Source organism: Bifidobacterium sp. VU/mBH4 (B4) (genome assembly GCF_058199535.1).
This window is the reverse complement of record NZ_JBVPQJ010000001.1, coordinates 231,870-247,424: the sequence shown is the minus strand read 5'-3', so window position 1 is coordinate 247,424 and position 15,555 is coordinate 231,870. Positions and strand designations below refer to the sequence as shown.

Below are 15,555 nucleotides of genomic sequence, written 5' to 3'. Positions count from 1 at the left end.
TGAAATTTGTTTGCAGATAAGGTCAGATGCTAGCTTGCTGATGCACAGCTAGCACCATAACCTATGCCACGACTTGTTCTGCTTCAGCATCGACGGGATTGACCCTACCTATTTTGACAGTCTTGCATCTTGCAGCTCCTTCTTAAGAAAGGGAATGAAATGGTATCAGTTATTAAACATTGTCTGTCAGCATGTTCAAATGACCTCAAAAACAATTGGGGCAAGCCGAATTACATGAAGCAACTTGCTGGGGCTACGATATTCGGATTGTGCGGTGTCGCTTTCGGTGTCGCGATGTTCCTTGTATTCCCTTAGACATGAACGATAACTTGCTGCAATATGACTATGCACGCGAGCGCAGTGAGCACCGATGAGTGCGGTTCCTAAGCGGAAACGCTCGGTCAGTACGAGTTACCCTTATTCACTGGCTGCCGCTTCCTATGAGGGGCACCTATCCGTGTGGCGTCAATAATTAGTGAGAGCTGGGCGACAACATCGTGCACACGCAGGGTTTGCCTGCCTTTGTTCCGAATAATAAGACGGTACTCCTTACAAATCACTCCATGCAGCATAGGTGCCTTCCATTCCCAGGACCTGGCTGCAGGCATAAGGACTCATGTCCAGGAAACAAATCCGAATAGACCACTAGAAACAGGCAATCCCCTCAATGCAGTCAATCGCTTTACCGCCGCAATTCCTTTTCCCTGCAAGCGGTGTGTCCGCTGAGATGCTCCTTGAGCAGAAGCAGAGAACCTGACTGATACGAAACGGCGATGACACTTGGGATGTCACCCCAACCCCCGCATACAACCAATTATGGCGACAGTGGCCATCCGCTAAACGTTCAATTCGATCGACCGATCCGGCGACATCAACAACCTGCAACTCCCCCTGACTGTCGGCGTCCTGCCCACAGCTGAAGGGGAAAATATCGGCGTGGCTATGATAATCGGGCTTCTTGCCATGAGTATTATGGCAGCAAACCTCAGCAGTAGGAATTCCATTAGAGCGATCGCTAGCACTAAAACTTCGCACGAGTAAGAGGCCGGACACTCCCCCAAGACGAGTTCGGCCATTTGGGTGGCCCAGCAATAATCCCAAGTAAAATCTGGGTCACCCATCTACTTTTTATACCTTTTTGTGAAAAGGCTCCAATCGCAGCCTGGCAATAGCACACCGCCGGTTGAGCAACATGCGGGCAATATTCGGACAAAATCCCTTATGCGCAGCCATTACAACAGCTTCGATGACCAATAAGTCCTGACGACCAGATAGCTCGCATACCTGCAAGGAAGCCTTTGTACATACGGCATGAAGACGAGGGACAGCCGCACCCAATGGCGAGACAATAAGGGAGGCGAGCCGTCTGGCCCACCTCCCCGATCATCGCAATGACTGTTCCCTCACCGGACTCCCGCCTATTGCTTCAGACGGAAGTCCAGCTGGTTCACACTGCTCTCATCCCCGGTCGTAGTAGCCGTCGGCACCCAGGCGAGCCTGGGGATCCAGCAGCATAGCCTTCTCAATCTCGTGGCCCACATACCCGTGGCCATCCTCATGGAAGCGGCGGTTGTCGATGGGCTCATAGAGCGGGGCCCGACCCATGCGGCCCTCCTCCAGATGGCGCTGACCAGCGGCCAGACGGTCGTTGGCCCGGCGACGCCACTCATCAAGGGCCTCCTGGCCGGAGGTCTGGAGCACGGCTGCCTCAAAGGCTCCGGGGCTGACGATGACCCCGATGCCGGAGACATGGCCGAAGCCCAGGGAGGTGACCAGCCCGGCCTTGACCCTGCCCACCTTCAGAGGCTGCTCCAGCCAGACCAGATGGTCGTCGCGCCTTAGTACCGGATCCACGCAGTCCAGGGAGGCATTGGCCGGGATGACCCCGGACCGGAAGAGCTGGGTGAGCCCGTTGATCTGGAAGATGCAGGCACCACCCTTGGCATGGCCAGTCAGGCTCTTCTGGGAGATGACGTAGAGCGGGTTGCCGTCCGTCCGCCCGATGGCGTGAGCCAGGGTGTTGTGCAACTCGGACTCGTTGGGGTCGTTGGCGTTGGTGGAGGTGTCATGCTTGGAGACCACGGCGATGTCGTCAGGGTCCACCCCCAGCTTGGCCAGCGAGCGCACCAGGTCCGAGTCCTTGCCGCCCATGCCGGCGGCCAGAGCCCCCAGCCCGGGTGCGGGGATGGAGGTGTGGGCGCCATCCGCGAAGGAGTGGATGTACCCGACCACGCCAGCCACGGGCAGACCCATGCGCAGGGCGATGTCGCCTCGGGTCAGCAGGATGGTCCCGCCGCCCTGGGATTCCAGGAAGCCGCCCCGCCGACGGTCGTTGGCCCGGGAGAAGAACCGGGGCTGGATGCCCTTGGCGTACATCTCGGCGGAATCGGCGGTGGCGTTCATGTTGCCGAAGCCGATGACCGACTCCACGCCGATGTCGTCGATGGCGCCCGTGACCACGAAGTCCGCCTTGCCTAGGGCGATCTTGTCGGCGCCCTCCTCAAGGGAGACCGCAGCCGTGGCGCAGGCCGAGACCGGCTGGACCATGTTGCCGTATCCGCCGATGTAGGACTGCATGACGTGCGCGGCCACCACGTTGGGCAGGGCCTCCTGGAGGATGTCCGTGGGGATCTCCTTGCCCAGGAAGCGGTCCAGGTAGAGCTTGCGCATGGAGGCCATGCCGCCGAAACCGGTCCCCTGGGTGGAAGCCACCTTGGAGGGATGGACAGCCTGGAGGATCTCCACCGGGGTGAATCCGGCCGACAGGTAGGCATCCACGGTGGTCACGATGTTCCAGAGGGCGATCTGATCCACGTCCCCGACCATGGAGGCGGGGATGCCCCACTTGACCGGGTCGAAGCCTTTGGGGAACTGGCCGCCCACGGTTCTGGACATGGTGGCCCGGCGCGGCACGCGGATGCGGGAGCCGGGCAGGCGGGTGACGGTCCACTCGCCGGACTGCTCGTCGCGGGCGATGCTGGTGTGGTCCGGATCCTGGGCCACATACTCCTGAGCCATGTCCTTGGTGGGCACCGAGAAGGCCACGTCATGATCCAGGAAGACGTCCACCTCCTCTTCATTGGTGCCCTGGCGGTAGTCGGAGCCCATGCCATCATCGAAGGGACGGATGCCGGAGCGGGCCACCACCTGGTCGTGGTAGCGCTCGGCGATGTCCTGCTCGGGCACCAGCTCGCCATCAGTGTCGTACCAGCCCGGCTTGGGGCTGTCCTGCCATTCGACCAGACCCATGTTCCAGGCCAGTTCGAGGACGGCTGCGGCGCTCAGGTCGACCTGGCCATCCGAGTGGATGCCCATCTCGGCCTCGAAGCGGGTGCGGCCGGAGCCCCAGGGACCCATCTCGCCGATGGAGACGATGACGATCTGATCCTCGGGCCGAGCGGTCACGCCCTGCCAGTCCTGCAGATCCACCGGGGCCTGGGCAGGCACACGAGGTGTGGGCAGGGCCTTGATGACCCGGTCCGGGTCCTTGTCGGCATCTGCGGATGCATCCCCGGACTTTCCGGCTGGAGTCGGTGTCGACGGATTGTCGTCCTGGGCAGCCTCGGCCTTCAGGGCCTTAAGGTCCAGCGGGCTGGAGCCCAGGCCACCGGTCAGGTCGGCCTGGAGCGGGGCCTGAAGAGCCTGCTGGCGGGCCTGCACAGTGCAGAGCTCCAGCAGGGAGTCAGCCATCTGCCCGGTGGAGTAGGTGCGGATGCCGTGGCGCTCCACCACCTTGACCAGGGGATCGTTGCCGCCCATGAGCCCGGTGCCACGGACCCAGCCGATCAGCGGGTGGGCGAAGGTGACCCGGCCGGACCAGTCCTGCTCGGGGCGGGAGCGGTTGACGATGGCGTCCAGGGCGGCCTTGACCTCCCCGTAGGCTCCGTCGCCGCCGAACATGCCGCGGTTGGGTGAGCCAGGCAGGACCACATGCAGACGGTGGTCAACGTCGGTATCCGCCCCGATGCCGGCGAACCCGGCGATCTGGCGTTCCAGGCTCCAGAGCATGAGCCGGGCCTGGGACTCGAAGAGCCGGCCCGAGTCGGCCATGGTCCCGTGCATGGCGGGGGCTGCGAAGGGCAGCAGCAGGGTAGGCTCGTAGGCAGGCTTGAGCACGGTGGTCGTGGCCCCCGTGGTCTTGCGCTGCTCGTTGCCGACCCAGTCGACCAGGGCATCCACATCCCGGTAGCTGGACAGGTTGGCGGGCACGATCCAGAGACGGGCACCGCCCACGGCATGGCGACGGTAGAGATCGCGGGCCCAGATGACGGTCTGGGGCTTCAGGGAGTGGCAGACGGCGATGACCGTCGCCCCGCCCTCCAGGAGGCCGGCAGTCAGCGATCCCGCGATGGACTTGGGAGCCACGCCGGTGACCACGGCCACGTCCTTGGCGAACCGTGCGGCGGTCTGGTCCGAGTCGGCAGGGGTCATGGCCTGGTCGGCGATGCCGCTGAAGACCCGGGCCAGATCCTGCTCGCCACGGTTGCGCGCCTGTTCGGCGTACCAGACGGCCTGATCGTGCACCTCGCGTCCGGCTCCTACGAAGCTCAGATGACTGCGGTCATCATCGTGCTCGTGGTAGATGTGAGCCAGATCCTCGCGGGCGCTGGCCCAGCGGTCGTCGAAGAGGACGGCGCGCGAGGCCTCGAACCGTGGCGCCACCTGCTCGGGCCAGTCGCTGCCCAGCTCGGCATCGACGGCAGCCACGACGGCAGCATCCTCATTCTCGCCAGGCTGGACGGTCGGAGGCTTGAGCCCCAGCTTGTCCAGGAGGAAGCGGGCGGTGGAGGCCAACACACCCTCGGAGCCGGTCACCTGGGCTGCGAAGGCATCCAGGGCGGCGGAGTCAACTACGGCACCGCCGGCGGCACCGCCTGCAGAGGGCATGGAGACCGTGACGCCGTGACGCTGGGCCACCTGCTGAACAGCCTGGTCGATCAGCGCATTGGCCGCAGGCACAGTGGAGACAGCCTCGGTGGGCAGGAGCGCCAGGTCGCCGCCACGCGATGAGGCGCCCTCACGTGTGTCCAGGACCAGGCTGGCCACCGTGGCCGAGACCCAGCCGGCACCCAGCTGCCAGACGTCGGAGACCCGCTGCTCCACCTGCTGCAGCTTGAGGCCGGAGGGGCCGAAGAGGTCGCGGATGCGCTCACGCACGATGTCGGAGAGCACCGGTCCGAAGGGCCGATAGTTGGGGGCCACCTTGTTCACCAGGGCGCTCAGGTCGGTCATGCTGGCCTCGGCGGCGCCGTCCACGCTGGCCACGCCCAGCTCGGAGCTGATGTCCATCAGCAGCTGGTTGCGCCTGGAGGAGACGCCGTTGGTCAGGGTGTCGGTGGTGTCGGTCTGCCCGATCTGCTCGGGGCGGATCTTGGTGGAGTAGGCCAGCAGGACAGCGATGGCATCCGAGGCCTTGAAGGGCAGGTCGGCCACATCGGCACCCGATGGGCCGCCGGTCGCCGGGGCCGGAGCAGGAGCCGAATCCTCGACTGCTGCAGGGGCAGGAGCCGGAGCCGATGCAGGTGCGGGCGCAGCAGCCTGAGTAGGTTCAGGGCTGGAGTCCTGGATCGGGGCTGCGGGCTCCTCCTCCACCGGGGCCATGGGATCGGTGTCGGTCAGATAGACCCGGCTCTCGTCCCTGCCCAGGTTGTAGACGCTCACGTGACGTTCGCGGAAGTCTGGCAGCTTCAGGGTTTTGGTGCCCAGGTTGGCCAGGGTGGGCGAATGGCCCAGTCCTACCTCGATCAGCTGCTCCACGCCCAGGCCGCCCTGCTCAGGGGCATCGAACATAATCGCCTGGGTCTCGATCCAGCGCACAGGAGAGGCGAACTGCCAGGAGAGCAGCTCGGTCAGCAGCAGGCGGCCCAGCTTCTGGTCGTCGGCCGCATACTGATCCCAGACCTGGGGATCGTCCAGAGCCTGCTTGATGCGTTCGGAAGGAACCACCTCCAGGATGGAGGCCGCGAACTCCTTGGTCATCTGGAAGGGCCGTGCAACCAGGTTGGGTATGTAGCGACCCTCCAGGCGGGAGTAGTCGATGTGCTCGGGCAGCAGGGCATCCAGGGTGTCGCGGAACTCGGGCACCCCCTTGCGCAGCAGGGTGGAGTGGAAGGGCACGTCGATGCCGGGCACGTACATGAAGGCCGGCTTGCCGCCCGCCTCCTTGGCCCGGCGGTTGGCGTCGGCGCGCAGGTACTCCAGACCGGCGATGGTCCCGGCCACGGCGTATTGCTGACCGGCCAGGTTGTAGTTGACGATCTCCAGGAATTCGCCGCACTCCTTGGATACGGACTCCACATACTGCTTGACGCCGGAGTCGCCCACGCCGAACTGGTTGGGACGCAGGGCGCCCATCCGGTAGTTGCTGCGTCCCTGCTCGTCGCGTTCGATCAGGGAGTGCATGGTGGACCCACGGTGGAAGACCAGCTCCAGGACCGTCTCCAGGGACATGACCCCGGCGAAGGAGCTCAGGGCGTTGTACTCGCCCAGGGAGTGGCCGGCGAAGTAGGCGGGCCAGATGTCCATGCCGGACTCACGCAGGCGGGCGGTCTGGGCGAAGGCCACGGTGGCCAGGGCCACCTGGGTGAACTGGGTCAGGTTGAGCAGCCCCTCCGGATGATGATAGGTGACCCCCTTGGCCGTCAGGGTGTGCGGGTTATCGCGTACCACGGCCAGGATAGAGAACCCCAGCTTGCTGCGGGTCAGCGCATCGGCCCGTTCCCAGGTCTCACGGGCGGCCGGAGACTTGGCCCGCTCGTCCAGGACCATGCCCTGCTGCTGAATCCCCTGGCCGGGATAGACGTAAGCGGTCCGTGGGGCGCGGGCGATGGCCGTGCCGCGGGAGACCAACTGGCCGTCGATCCTGCAGGTGACCTCCAGGACCAGGCCGCCATGGCGAACCTTGCCCACGCGCTCCAGGCTGATCTCCACCTTGTCGCCCAGCTGGACCATGCCGTACATGTTGTAGGTCCATCCGGCGATCTCGTAGTGGACGCCCTGCTCGTCGGTAGCCTGCGCCGCGTACTGGGCGGTGGCCGACAGCCACATGCCGTGCACTAGCGGCGCAGACAGGCCGGAGACCGCGGCACCCCGCTTGGAGGTGTGGATGGGATTGAAGTCCCCGGAGGTGCGCGCGAAGGCGGTCATGTCCTTGGGGGCGGTGACGGTGACGCGGCGCAGCAGCCTGCGTGGTGTGTCCACCGTGTCGGCGCTGATGCCGCCGTACTCGGGAGCCTCCTGGGGCAGCTGGTCGCTGTAGGCGCGGCCGCGGATGGCGAAGCGCTCGACCTCGCGTGCCAGCACAGTCCCGTCCTGGGCGGCATGAACCACGTGGATGGTCACCACCCGGCCGGAGGAAGATTCCTGGTAAGGCTCGGCCCAGCTGGTCAGCTCGATCCGCTGGCCGGTATGCTCCAGCAGGCGCTTCTCGCTGACCTCCAGCTCAATCAGATGGTCCAGATGGACCGCGTTGAGCAATCCCTCGATGATGGGGAAGCCATCCACATAGACGGATCCCAGGGCTGCGTAGATGGCCGGCCAGGCCGGACCCACCAGCGCATCGGGGGCGAAGCCAGAGGGGATCAGCGCATCGGGCAGGGCGCCTCCGGTGGCCGCCTCATGGTCGAAGCCCAGGTTGGATGCCAGGGTGTAGCCGCTGTGGGCCAGGCCGAAGGGGTGCTCGGGGTCATCGTCCTTCTCGATGGCAGGCATGGCCGCCAGCTTGTCGCCGGTGATGGTGGTGTTGCCGATGCCGGCAGTGTCGGCCAGCAAGGCGTAGACGTCCTTGGGCAGGCGGGTGCGGTCGACTACCGGGAAGAGGCCGACCTGGTCGCTCTTGATGGTCAGCGGCACGACGATGTGGCGCACCGCATGCCGGTCCAGGCCGCCGTCGGGGTCGTCGTCCCAGTAGGTGTCCAGATGGATGTCCAGGTCGTAGTGCTCGCCCAGGTCGTCCTGGCCGGTGGCGGTGATGGTGTAGTTGGGGTCGTCCATGGCCGTCCCGTAGGCCGGATTGGCCATCAGATGGCCCACCCAGGAGATGTTGGGGCTGCGGCGGATGAACTCCTGCGCATCAGCAGCGCCTGCCAGCTGGCTGTAGGCCTTGGCGGGACCGCTGCCCAGGTCGCGCACCCGGCCTATGGCCGCCTGCTCGAACCGTGCCAGAATGGAGGCTACCGGCTCGTCCACCGTGGTGATGCCTGCCACGGAGATGGGTCCGGGGATGGCCCTGACCGAGTCGGCGCCGTAGCGGGGGTCCTCGGACTGCCAGAGCTGGTCCTGACCCCACCAGCGCAGCAGATCGTTGTCGATGACCGGCACGAAGGGCATGGGCTTGGGGTACTCGCGCACCAGAACAGGGAACCAGGCCACATCGGTGGGCACCACCTTGAGCTCGGCTGCCTGGGGGTAGGCCTCATGCAGCCGGCGAAGCGCCTGCTCCGGCTCGGCCACATCCTGCCTGGAGGCGAAGATGGAGTCGAACTCGCCGCTCTGACGCTCGCAGACACGGGCCTCGATGCGCCGCAGCAGGTGCAGGAAACGGTCGATGTAGGTGTCGTCTGCCCAGGGGTAGGCCAGGTCGGCGAAACGCTGGGCCCAGTCCTGGTAGGTCATGGTCTCCAGATCGCCGAAGTAGGGCTTGGCGGTCTTGTTCAGGGCCTCGATGATCTCCCCGCGGCGGGTCTCCAGCTCCTCCGGATGCTTCATGACCCGGACCAGCAGGCGGCCGCACTCGGCGGAGGAGTTCTCCATCTCGTAGATATCGGCGTGCAGGTGGCTCAGGCCGGAGCCCACGCCCCCCACGGACTTGCCGCTGGGCACCCACTTCTCGCCCATGGGAGCGAAGGGATCCGGATCAGGGGTGGAGCTGTCGATGCCGGGGGTGGACACCAGAGCCCGCTTGATCTCGGGATTGGTGTGGGCCTCCTTGGCGGTCATGGCCGCTGTGCCGATCATGACGCCGTCAACGGGCATGTCCGGCAGGTGGTAGGCGCGGGACCACTGGCCGCTGATGTAGTCGGCCGCCCGCTCAGGGGTGCCGATGCCGCCCCCGGCCACCAGAACGATGTTGGGGCAGGCACGAACCTCGGCGTAGGTGGTCGAGAGCAGGTCGTCCAGGGACTCCCAGGAGTGGTGGCCTCCGGCGGCACCTCCCTCGACCTCCATGAGAATATGGGTGGGGGCGACCTTGCGGGCGATGGCCACGACCTGGCGGATCTGGTCCACCGTGCCGGGCTTGAAGGCCACGTAGGGGAAGCCCTCCTCGTTGAGCTGACGGATCAGGGTCACGGCCTCGTCCAGCTCGGGGATGCCGGCAGAGATGACCACCCCGTCGATGGGGGTGCCGGAGGCGCGCTTCTTGGGCACGATATGCTGGCTGCCGAACTGGAGGTTCCACAAGTAGCGGTCCATGAACATGGCGTTGAACTCGACCGTGCGGCCCTCCTGCAGCTGGTCCTCCAGCTGGGACACGTGGCGGTCGAAGACCTCAGCGGTCACCTGGCCGCCGCCGGCCAGCTCGGCCCAGTAGCCGGCATTGGCAGCCGCAGCGACGATCTCGGGCTCCACGGTGGTCGGGGTCATGCCGGCCAGCATGACTGGGGGCTTGCCGGTCAACCGGCTGAAGGCCGTCTCCACCCGGGGACCGGCAGGGGTCTCCAGCAGACGGGGGGCCAGCTTGGACCAGTCCTGGGTCCTGGCCGGATCCTCCTCCATGGTGGACAGCTGTGCGCGCCGGGCCTGGTTGGAGGCCTCGACCACGCCCACGCCGGTGCCCTGGACCAGGTTGTCCACCAGCTTGCCCAGGGTCTCGCCCGGGCCCAGATCCACCAGCCAGAGGGAGGCGGCATCCTGCTGGTCCATGACCTCGGCGATCCGGCCGGCCCAGTCGGCATGGTTGAGCAGGACCTCTTCGGCAAGGACCCGGGCACGCTCGGTGTCCAGACCGCAGCGGGAGGCCCAGTCCACGCTCAGATCCACAGCCTCCTTCATGAGCGGCGAGTGGAAGGGCAGGGTCACATCCAGGTACTCCAGAACCGGCGAGAAGGCGGTTCCGCCACGGACCTTGTCCTCGCGCAGTTGGCGCTGGTGCTCGCTCTCCTTGCTCGCCTCGATGGCGAAGGCGGCCAGATCCTCCGGATAGCCGGACAGGACCAGGTTGCGATCCGAGTTGGTCACAGCCACGCTGATGGGGCCGCGAGCGCCAGGCACCCGGTCGACCAGAACCTCCACCTGATGGCGGGTGGCGCCGCGCACCGAGAGCATAGGGGTGGCCTCACCCTGGCGGTGGATGCCCAGACGACGGGCCTGGCGGGTGCCGGCCGCGCCGATCAGCATGGCGGTGGCCAGGATCTGGTCGATGGCGCCCTGGGCGGCTTTCATGGATCCAGCCGCCTGGATCTCCTGGACCATGTGGACGCCGATGATGCCCTGGGAGTGTCCCAGCAGGGCCACCGGACGGGCCTGGGCCGCATCGTAGCCCAGCTGGTCCATGTCCATGAGGGCGCCCAGCTGCACCAGGGCGATGCCGGGCACGCTGACCGCCGCGTCGGCGGCCGGTCCCAGTCTGACCGGGTCGGGCTTGTAGCCGAACAGGTCCAGCTGACGGCCATTGGTGGCCAGCAGGTCGGGTTTGACCGCCCTGAGCAGGTCGGTGGCCGCCGCCATCCGCTCCCTCAGGGCCTTGTCGATGTCGGGATCGCCCTGCAGATCGGCCAGGGCTACAGTCCAGGGGTTGGACTGGCCGGCGAACATGAGCGCGTGCGGCTGCTCGGCGAGACGGTTGATGAAGAATGTACTGGTCATGATGTCCTATTCATAGAGAGTTGGGGATTGCTGATAATGACGAGGGGAAGCTCATAGAGGCTGGTTGCCGTGGTGCTTGTCGTTGACCCTGACGCGCTGCTTGTCTGCCAGGAGGTCCATGGCCTGGATCAGGACCGGTCTGGTCTGCTCCGGGTCGATCATGCCGTCCAGTTCGCCCATCTCCAGGGAGAGATTGGCGTTGACGGTGCTGGTTTCATACTCCTGGGCCAGCCGGTTGCGCAGCTCATCCACGTCCCGACCGGCCTCCTTGGCCTCCTGCAGGTCGCGCCGGTGGATGATGTTGACCGCGCCCTGGGCCCCCAGCACGGCGATCTGCGAGGAGGGCCAGGCGTAGTTGAGATCCGCGCCGATGGCCTTGGAGCCCATGACGATGTAGGAGCCGCCGAAGGCCTTGCGCAGCACGATGGTGACCATGGGCACCTGGGCGTTGGCATAGGCGTAGATGACCTTGGCCCCCCGACGAATGATGCCGGCGTGCTCCTGATCCGAGCCCGGCTTGTAGCCAGGGGTGTCCACCAGGGTGATGACCGGCAGGTTGAAGGCGTCGCAGAGGCGGACAAATCGGGCCAGCTTCTCGGATGACTCCACATCCAGGCTGCCTGCATCCACCATGGGCTGGTTGGCCACGATCCCCACCGGCCGGCCCTCCAGGCAGGCGAAGCCCACCACGATGGACCGGGCGTAGAGCTCCTGGACCTGGACCAGCTCGCCGTAGTCGACGATGGCGTGGATGACGTCCAGCACGTCGTAGGGCTGCCGGTCGTTCTCGGGGATGACCGTGGCCAGGCGTTTGGCGGCCTGGCGCTCGGCATGGCCGGAGATGAAGGCGTACCGGGGAGGCTCCTGGTCGCTGTTGGCAGGCAGGTAGGCCAGCACGGTCCGGGCGTAATCGATGGCGTCGGCCTCGTCCTCGCCCAGGTAGTGGGCCACGCCGGAACGGGTGTTGTGCACGTAGCCGCCGCCCAGCTGGTCCATGCTGATGGTCTCGCCGGTGGCCGCCTTGACCACGTCGGGACCGGTGACGAACATGTCCGAGTTCTCCTTGGTCATGATGATCAGGTCGGTCAGGGCCGGGCAGTAGACGGCACCGCCTGCGCAAGGGCCCAGGATCAGGGAGATCTGCGGGACGAAGCCGCTGGCCTGGCAGGTCTTGCGGAAGATGCGGCCGTACTGGGTCAGGGCGGCCACACCCTCCTGGATGCGGGCGCCGCCCGAGTCGATCATGGCCACGATGGGGACCTTGATCCGCAGGGCCATGTCCATGAGCCGGCAGATCTTCTCGCCCTCGGCCCGGCCCAGGGTGCCGCCGCGAACGGAGAAGTCCTGAGCGTAGACGCCGACCTTGCGCCCGTAGACCAGGCCGAAGCCGGTGATGACCGCAGAGCCCGCCCGGTCCCCGGCGATGTCACCGCCGGCGAAGCGTCCCACCTCCTCGAAGGTGTCCTTGTCGAAGAGCAGGTCCAGGCGCTCACGGGCGGTCTGCTTGCCCTTGGCATGCTGCCGGTCGCGGGCGTGCTCCTCGGCCTGTTTGGCCAGAGCGGCGGCCCGATGGATGCCCTGGCGCACCGGCTGGGAGCCCAAGGTGGATTCGGTGACGCTCATGCCTGCTCCTCCCCGCCCAGATCCAGGTTGACCAGGGTCTGGCCCGGATCCACCCCTTGTGCCACGGCCACATCGATGGTCTTCACGCGGCCCTTGGCCGGGGCATAGACGTAGTTCTCCATCTTCATGGACTCCAGCACCACCAGCAGGTCGCCCTTGTCGACCTCCTGGTCGGGGGCCACGTTGATGCGGGTGACCACCGCCTGCATGGTGGCCACGATGACGCCGGACCGGGCCGCATCCTGCCGGGGTGCGCCGGGCTCCTGATCCCGCAGCCCGCGCCCGCGCAGGGGCTGCCGGGGCCGGGCAATACCGCCGTGGCCGCCGACGCCGCCCATGCCGCCCAACAGCGACTGGGGCAGAGCGAGCCTGACCCGCTTGTCGTCGATCTCCACGTTGTAGGTCTCCATGGGATCGCTGTCCCGGTCCTGTTCCTGGGCCGAAGCGCCGGAGACCGAGGCGGGCTGGCCGCTGCCGTTGGAGGCAGGCTCCACGTTCAGGTAGACCCGTTCCAGCCACTTGGTGGACACGTCGAAGGAGTGCCCGTCCTCGGCGGTGAACTCGGGGTTGGTGAAGATCTTCTGGAAGAGGCCGGCCGGGGTGGGGACCCCGCTGATGCTCATCTCGCGCAGGGCCCGACGAACCCTGGCCACGGCCGCCGGACGGTCCTGGGCGGTCACGATCAGCTTGCCCATCATGGAGTCGTCCCTGGGCGAGACCGTGTCGCCCACCTCGACGCCCGAATCCACGCGGATGCCGGGGCCGGAGGGCCACTGAATCGACTCGATGGTCCCTGAGCTGGGCGTCAGATTGGTGGCCGGATCCTCGCTGGTGATGCGCAGCTCGAAGCTGTGGCCGCGGGGCGGGGGCGCCACGTTCAGGGAGCCGCCGTCGGCGATCCGCAGCTGCTCGCGGACCAGGTCCAGTCCGCAAACCTGCTCGCTGACCGTATGCTCCACCTGCAGCCGGGGGTTGACCTCCATGAAGTAGACATCGTCCCTGGGGGTGACCAGAAACTCGCAGGTGCCCAGGCCCACGTAACCCACCGTGTCGAACAAGCGGCGGGAGAATCCCTCCAGCTGGGCGATCACGTCGTCGGACAGGAAGGGGGCCGGGGCCTCCTCCACCAGCTTCTGGTTGCGGCGCTGGACCGAGCAGTCCCTGGTGGAGTAGACGGTGAACTGGCCGTGGCTGTCCCTGCCGGACTGGGTCTCCACGTGCCGGGCCCGGTCCACGAACTTCTCGATGAAGTAGTCGCCCAGGTCGCCGCCCTGAAGGGCATCATGGTTCATGTAGAAGGTGCGCAGTTCGTCGCTGTCGTTGATCAGGGTGATCCCCCGGCCGCCGCCGCCGTCAGCCTTCTTCATCATGACCGGATAGCCGTGCTCGTCGGCGAAGTCCAGCAAAGGGCGCATGTCGGTGACGGGTTCGCTCAGGCCTGGCACCACGGGCACCCTGGCCCGCTCGGCCACCTTGCAGGCGGTGATCTTGTCGCCCAGCTCGTCCAGGATCTCGGGATCCGGCCCCACCCAGGTGATGCCCGCCTCGATCACCTTGCGCGCGAAGGAGGAGAACTCGGACAGAAAGCCATAGCCAGGGTGGAGGGCGTCAGCGCCGGACCGGCGGGCGATGGAGACGATCAGGTCCTCGTTCAGATAGGTCTCCATATTGGTGTCCCCAGGCAAGAGGTAGGCCTCGTCCGCCATCTGGGCATAGGGGGCGTCCCGATCCTGGTCAGCATAGACGGCCACGGTGGCGATGCCCATCTCCTGGGCGGTGCGCACGACCCGCAAGGCTATTTCGCCGCGGTTGGCGATCAGCAGTTTTTTCATTCCCCTCTCCTCACTGGTTGATCAAGGGCGATTGGACTGACGAAAAGCATGAACAAGGCAGGAATTAGGCTCCCACAACGGCCACTTCGGGCAGGACGCCCACGTCGGCCGTGGACACGTCGACCTGGCTGCCGTCAGGCAACCGCACCCGCAGGGAAGCGTCCGGATTGATCTGCAGGGCACGGCCCTCTATGGGCTCACCGGCTACGGGGACGACCCTGACCCGCCTGCCCAGCGTCCAGCTGAGCGCGGCAATCCGCGAGCGCAGCCCTTGCGGCCCGTTCAAGGCCCTGTCCAACGACCCGTCAAGGCCAAGGGGGGCCATCTCCCCGCTCAGGTGCCAGCTGATGGCATCGACCAGGTCGTCGCGCAGGGTCTGGTAGTCGGGCAGGTCCTGGTAGTGGAACTGCAGGGAGGTGGACTCCGCAATAGGCAGCACCTGCCGGGGCAGCAAGAGGTTGATGCCGATGCCGACAGCCAGGGCCGACCAGTCCTGATCCACCCGGACCAGCTCGCAGAGAATGCCGCCCAGCTTGGCCCCGCGGCAGAACAGATCGTTGGGCCACTTGAGGGTCAGAACCCGTTCAGGAGCGCCGCCGTCGGCCAGCCGGCAGCCGTGGTACTCAAGCACATCCTGCAGGCCCTCAAGAGCGGCCAGTCCCGCCACCATAGGCATCCATCCGCCAAAGGGCCCAGTCAGCAGTTCAGTGGGCAGCGGCAGGGCCCAAGTAGCCAGCAGGGAGCATCGGGGCTGATTGACCCAGGTTCGGGCAAGACGACCGCGGCACCGGGTCTGCGCATCGGCAACCGCTACGCTCAGCGGCATGGTGCTCCCCCCGGCGCCCGGCCATCGCCGAATACCTTTACTTGCGACTCTTCCCTCGTACCGTGTAGTCGTAGAAACACCCTGACGGGCGTTTTTTCGAGGCGTACTTTCGGCTTTTCCCCATGTGCCAGAGGCCAGTCCCTTCACGGTCTCCGTGCTCGTTGTCGATTCACCGCCCCCAAACAGCCGCTCGACCCGGTCGCGCGCATCCGAATACGCCGAGGCTTCCAGAGCATGAGCCACGAGCGTATTGGTCGAATCGACGGTGTCGAGCACCACGATCGAGGAGAGTACGCCACTGTCCAGCGATGCCGATGGCTGCCACTTGATATTCTGATGAGGCACGCGTTCCACTATACGGCACAAGGGGTCAGCCCCGGTAGCGAACCATCCACAAAAGCGGCGGCCGGTTTTTGTATCTTTTCACAGGAGACCCTTGGACAGCTTTGAGCGCATCCTCGGATGGGCACT

At 65.9% G+C, this 15,555-nt stretch carries 3 protein-coding genes and 2 pseudogenes; all 5 read right to left on the bottom strand.

The genetic code is table 11. The features are described from left to right. Window positions 1-1,458: 1,458 nt before the first annotated feature. Window positions 1,459-7,203 (bottom strand): annotated as a pseudogene (locus AC0AII_RS00995) (acyltransferase domain-containing protein); the annotation flags it as partial. Between the two features lie 603 nt (window positions 7,204-7,806). Further along, a pseudogene (locus tag AC0AII_RS00990) lies at window positions 7,807-10,491 on the bottom strand (fatty acid synthase subunit beta domain-containing protein); the annotation flags it as partial. A gap of 363 nt (window positions 10,492-10,854) precedes the next feature. Further along, a complete protein-coding gene (locus tag AC0AII_RS00985) occupies window positions 10,855-12,426 on the bottom strand; it encodes an acyl-CoA carboxylase subunit beta (RefSeq protein WP_490445788.1) in 1,572 nt (523 codons plus the stop codon). Continuing rightward, window positions 12,423-14,258 carry an acetyl/propionyl/methylcrotonyl-CoA carboxylase subunit alpha gene (locus AC0AII_RS00980; RefSeq protein WP_490445787.1) on the bottom strand — a complete coding sequence of 612 codons (1,836 nt, stop codon included), beginning with the start codon at window positions 14,256-14,258 and terminating at the stop codon, window positions 12,423-12,425. Before AC0AII_RS00980 ends, AC0AII_RS00985 begins: the two co-directional genes overlap by 4 nt. A 64-nt stretch (window positions 14,259-14,322) precedes the next feature. After that, on the bottom strand, window positions 14,323-15,429 hold the full coding sequence (locus AC0AII_RS00975; RefSeq protein ID WP_490445786.1) for a biotin--[acetyl-CoA-carboxylase] ligase: 1,107 nt from the start codon (window positions 15,427-15,429) through the stop codon (window positions 14,323-14,325). Between the last annotated feature and the right edge of the window lie 126 nt (window positions 15,430-15,555).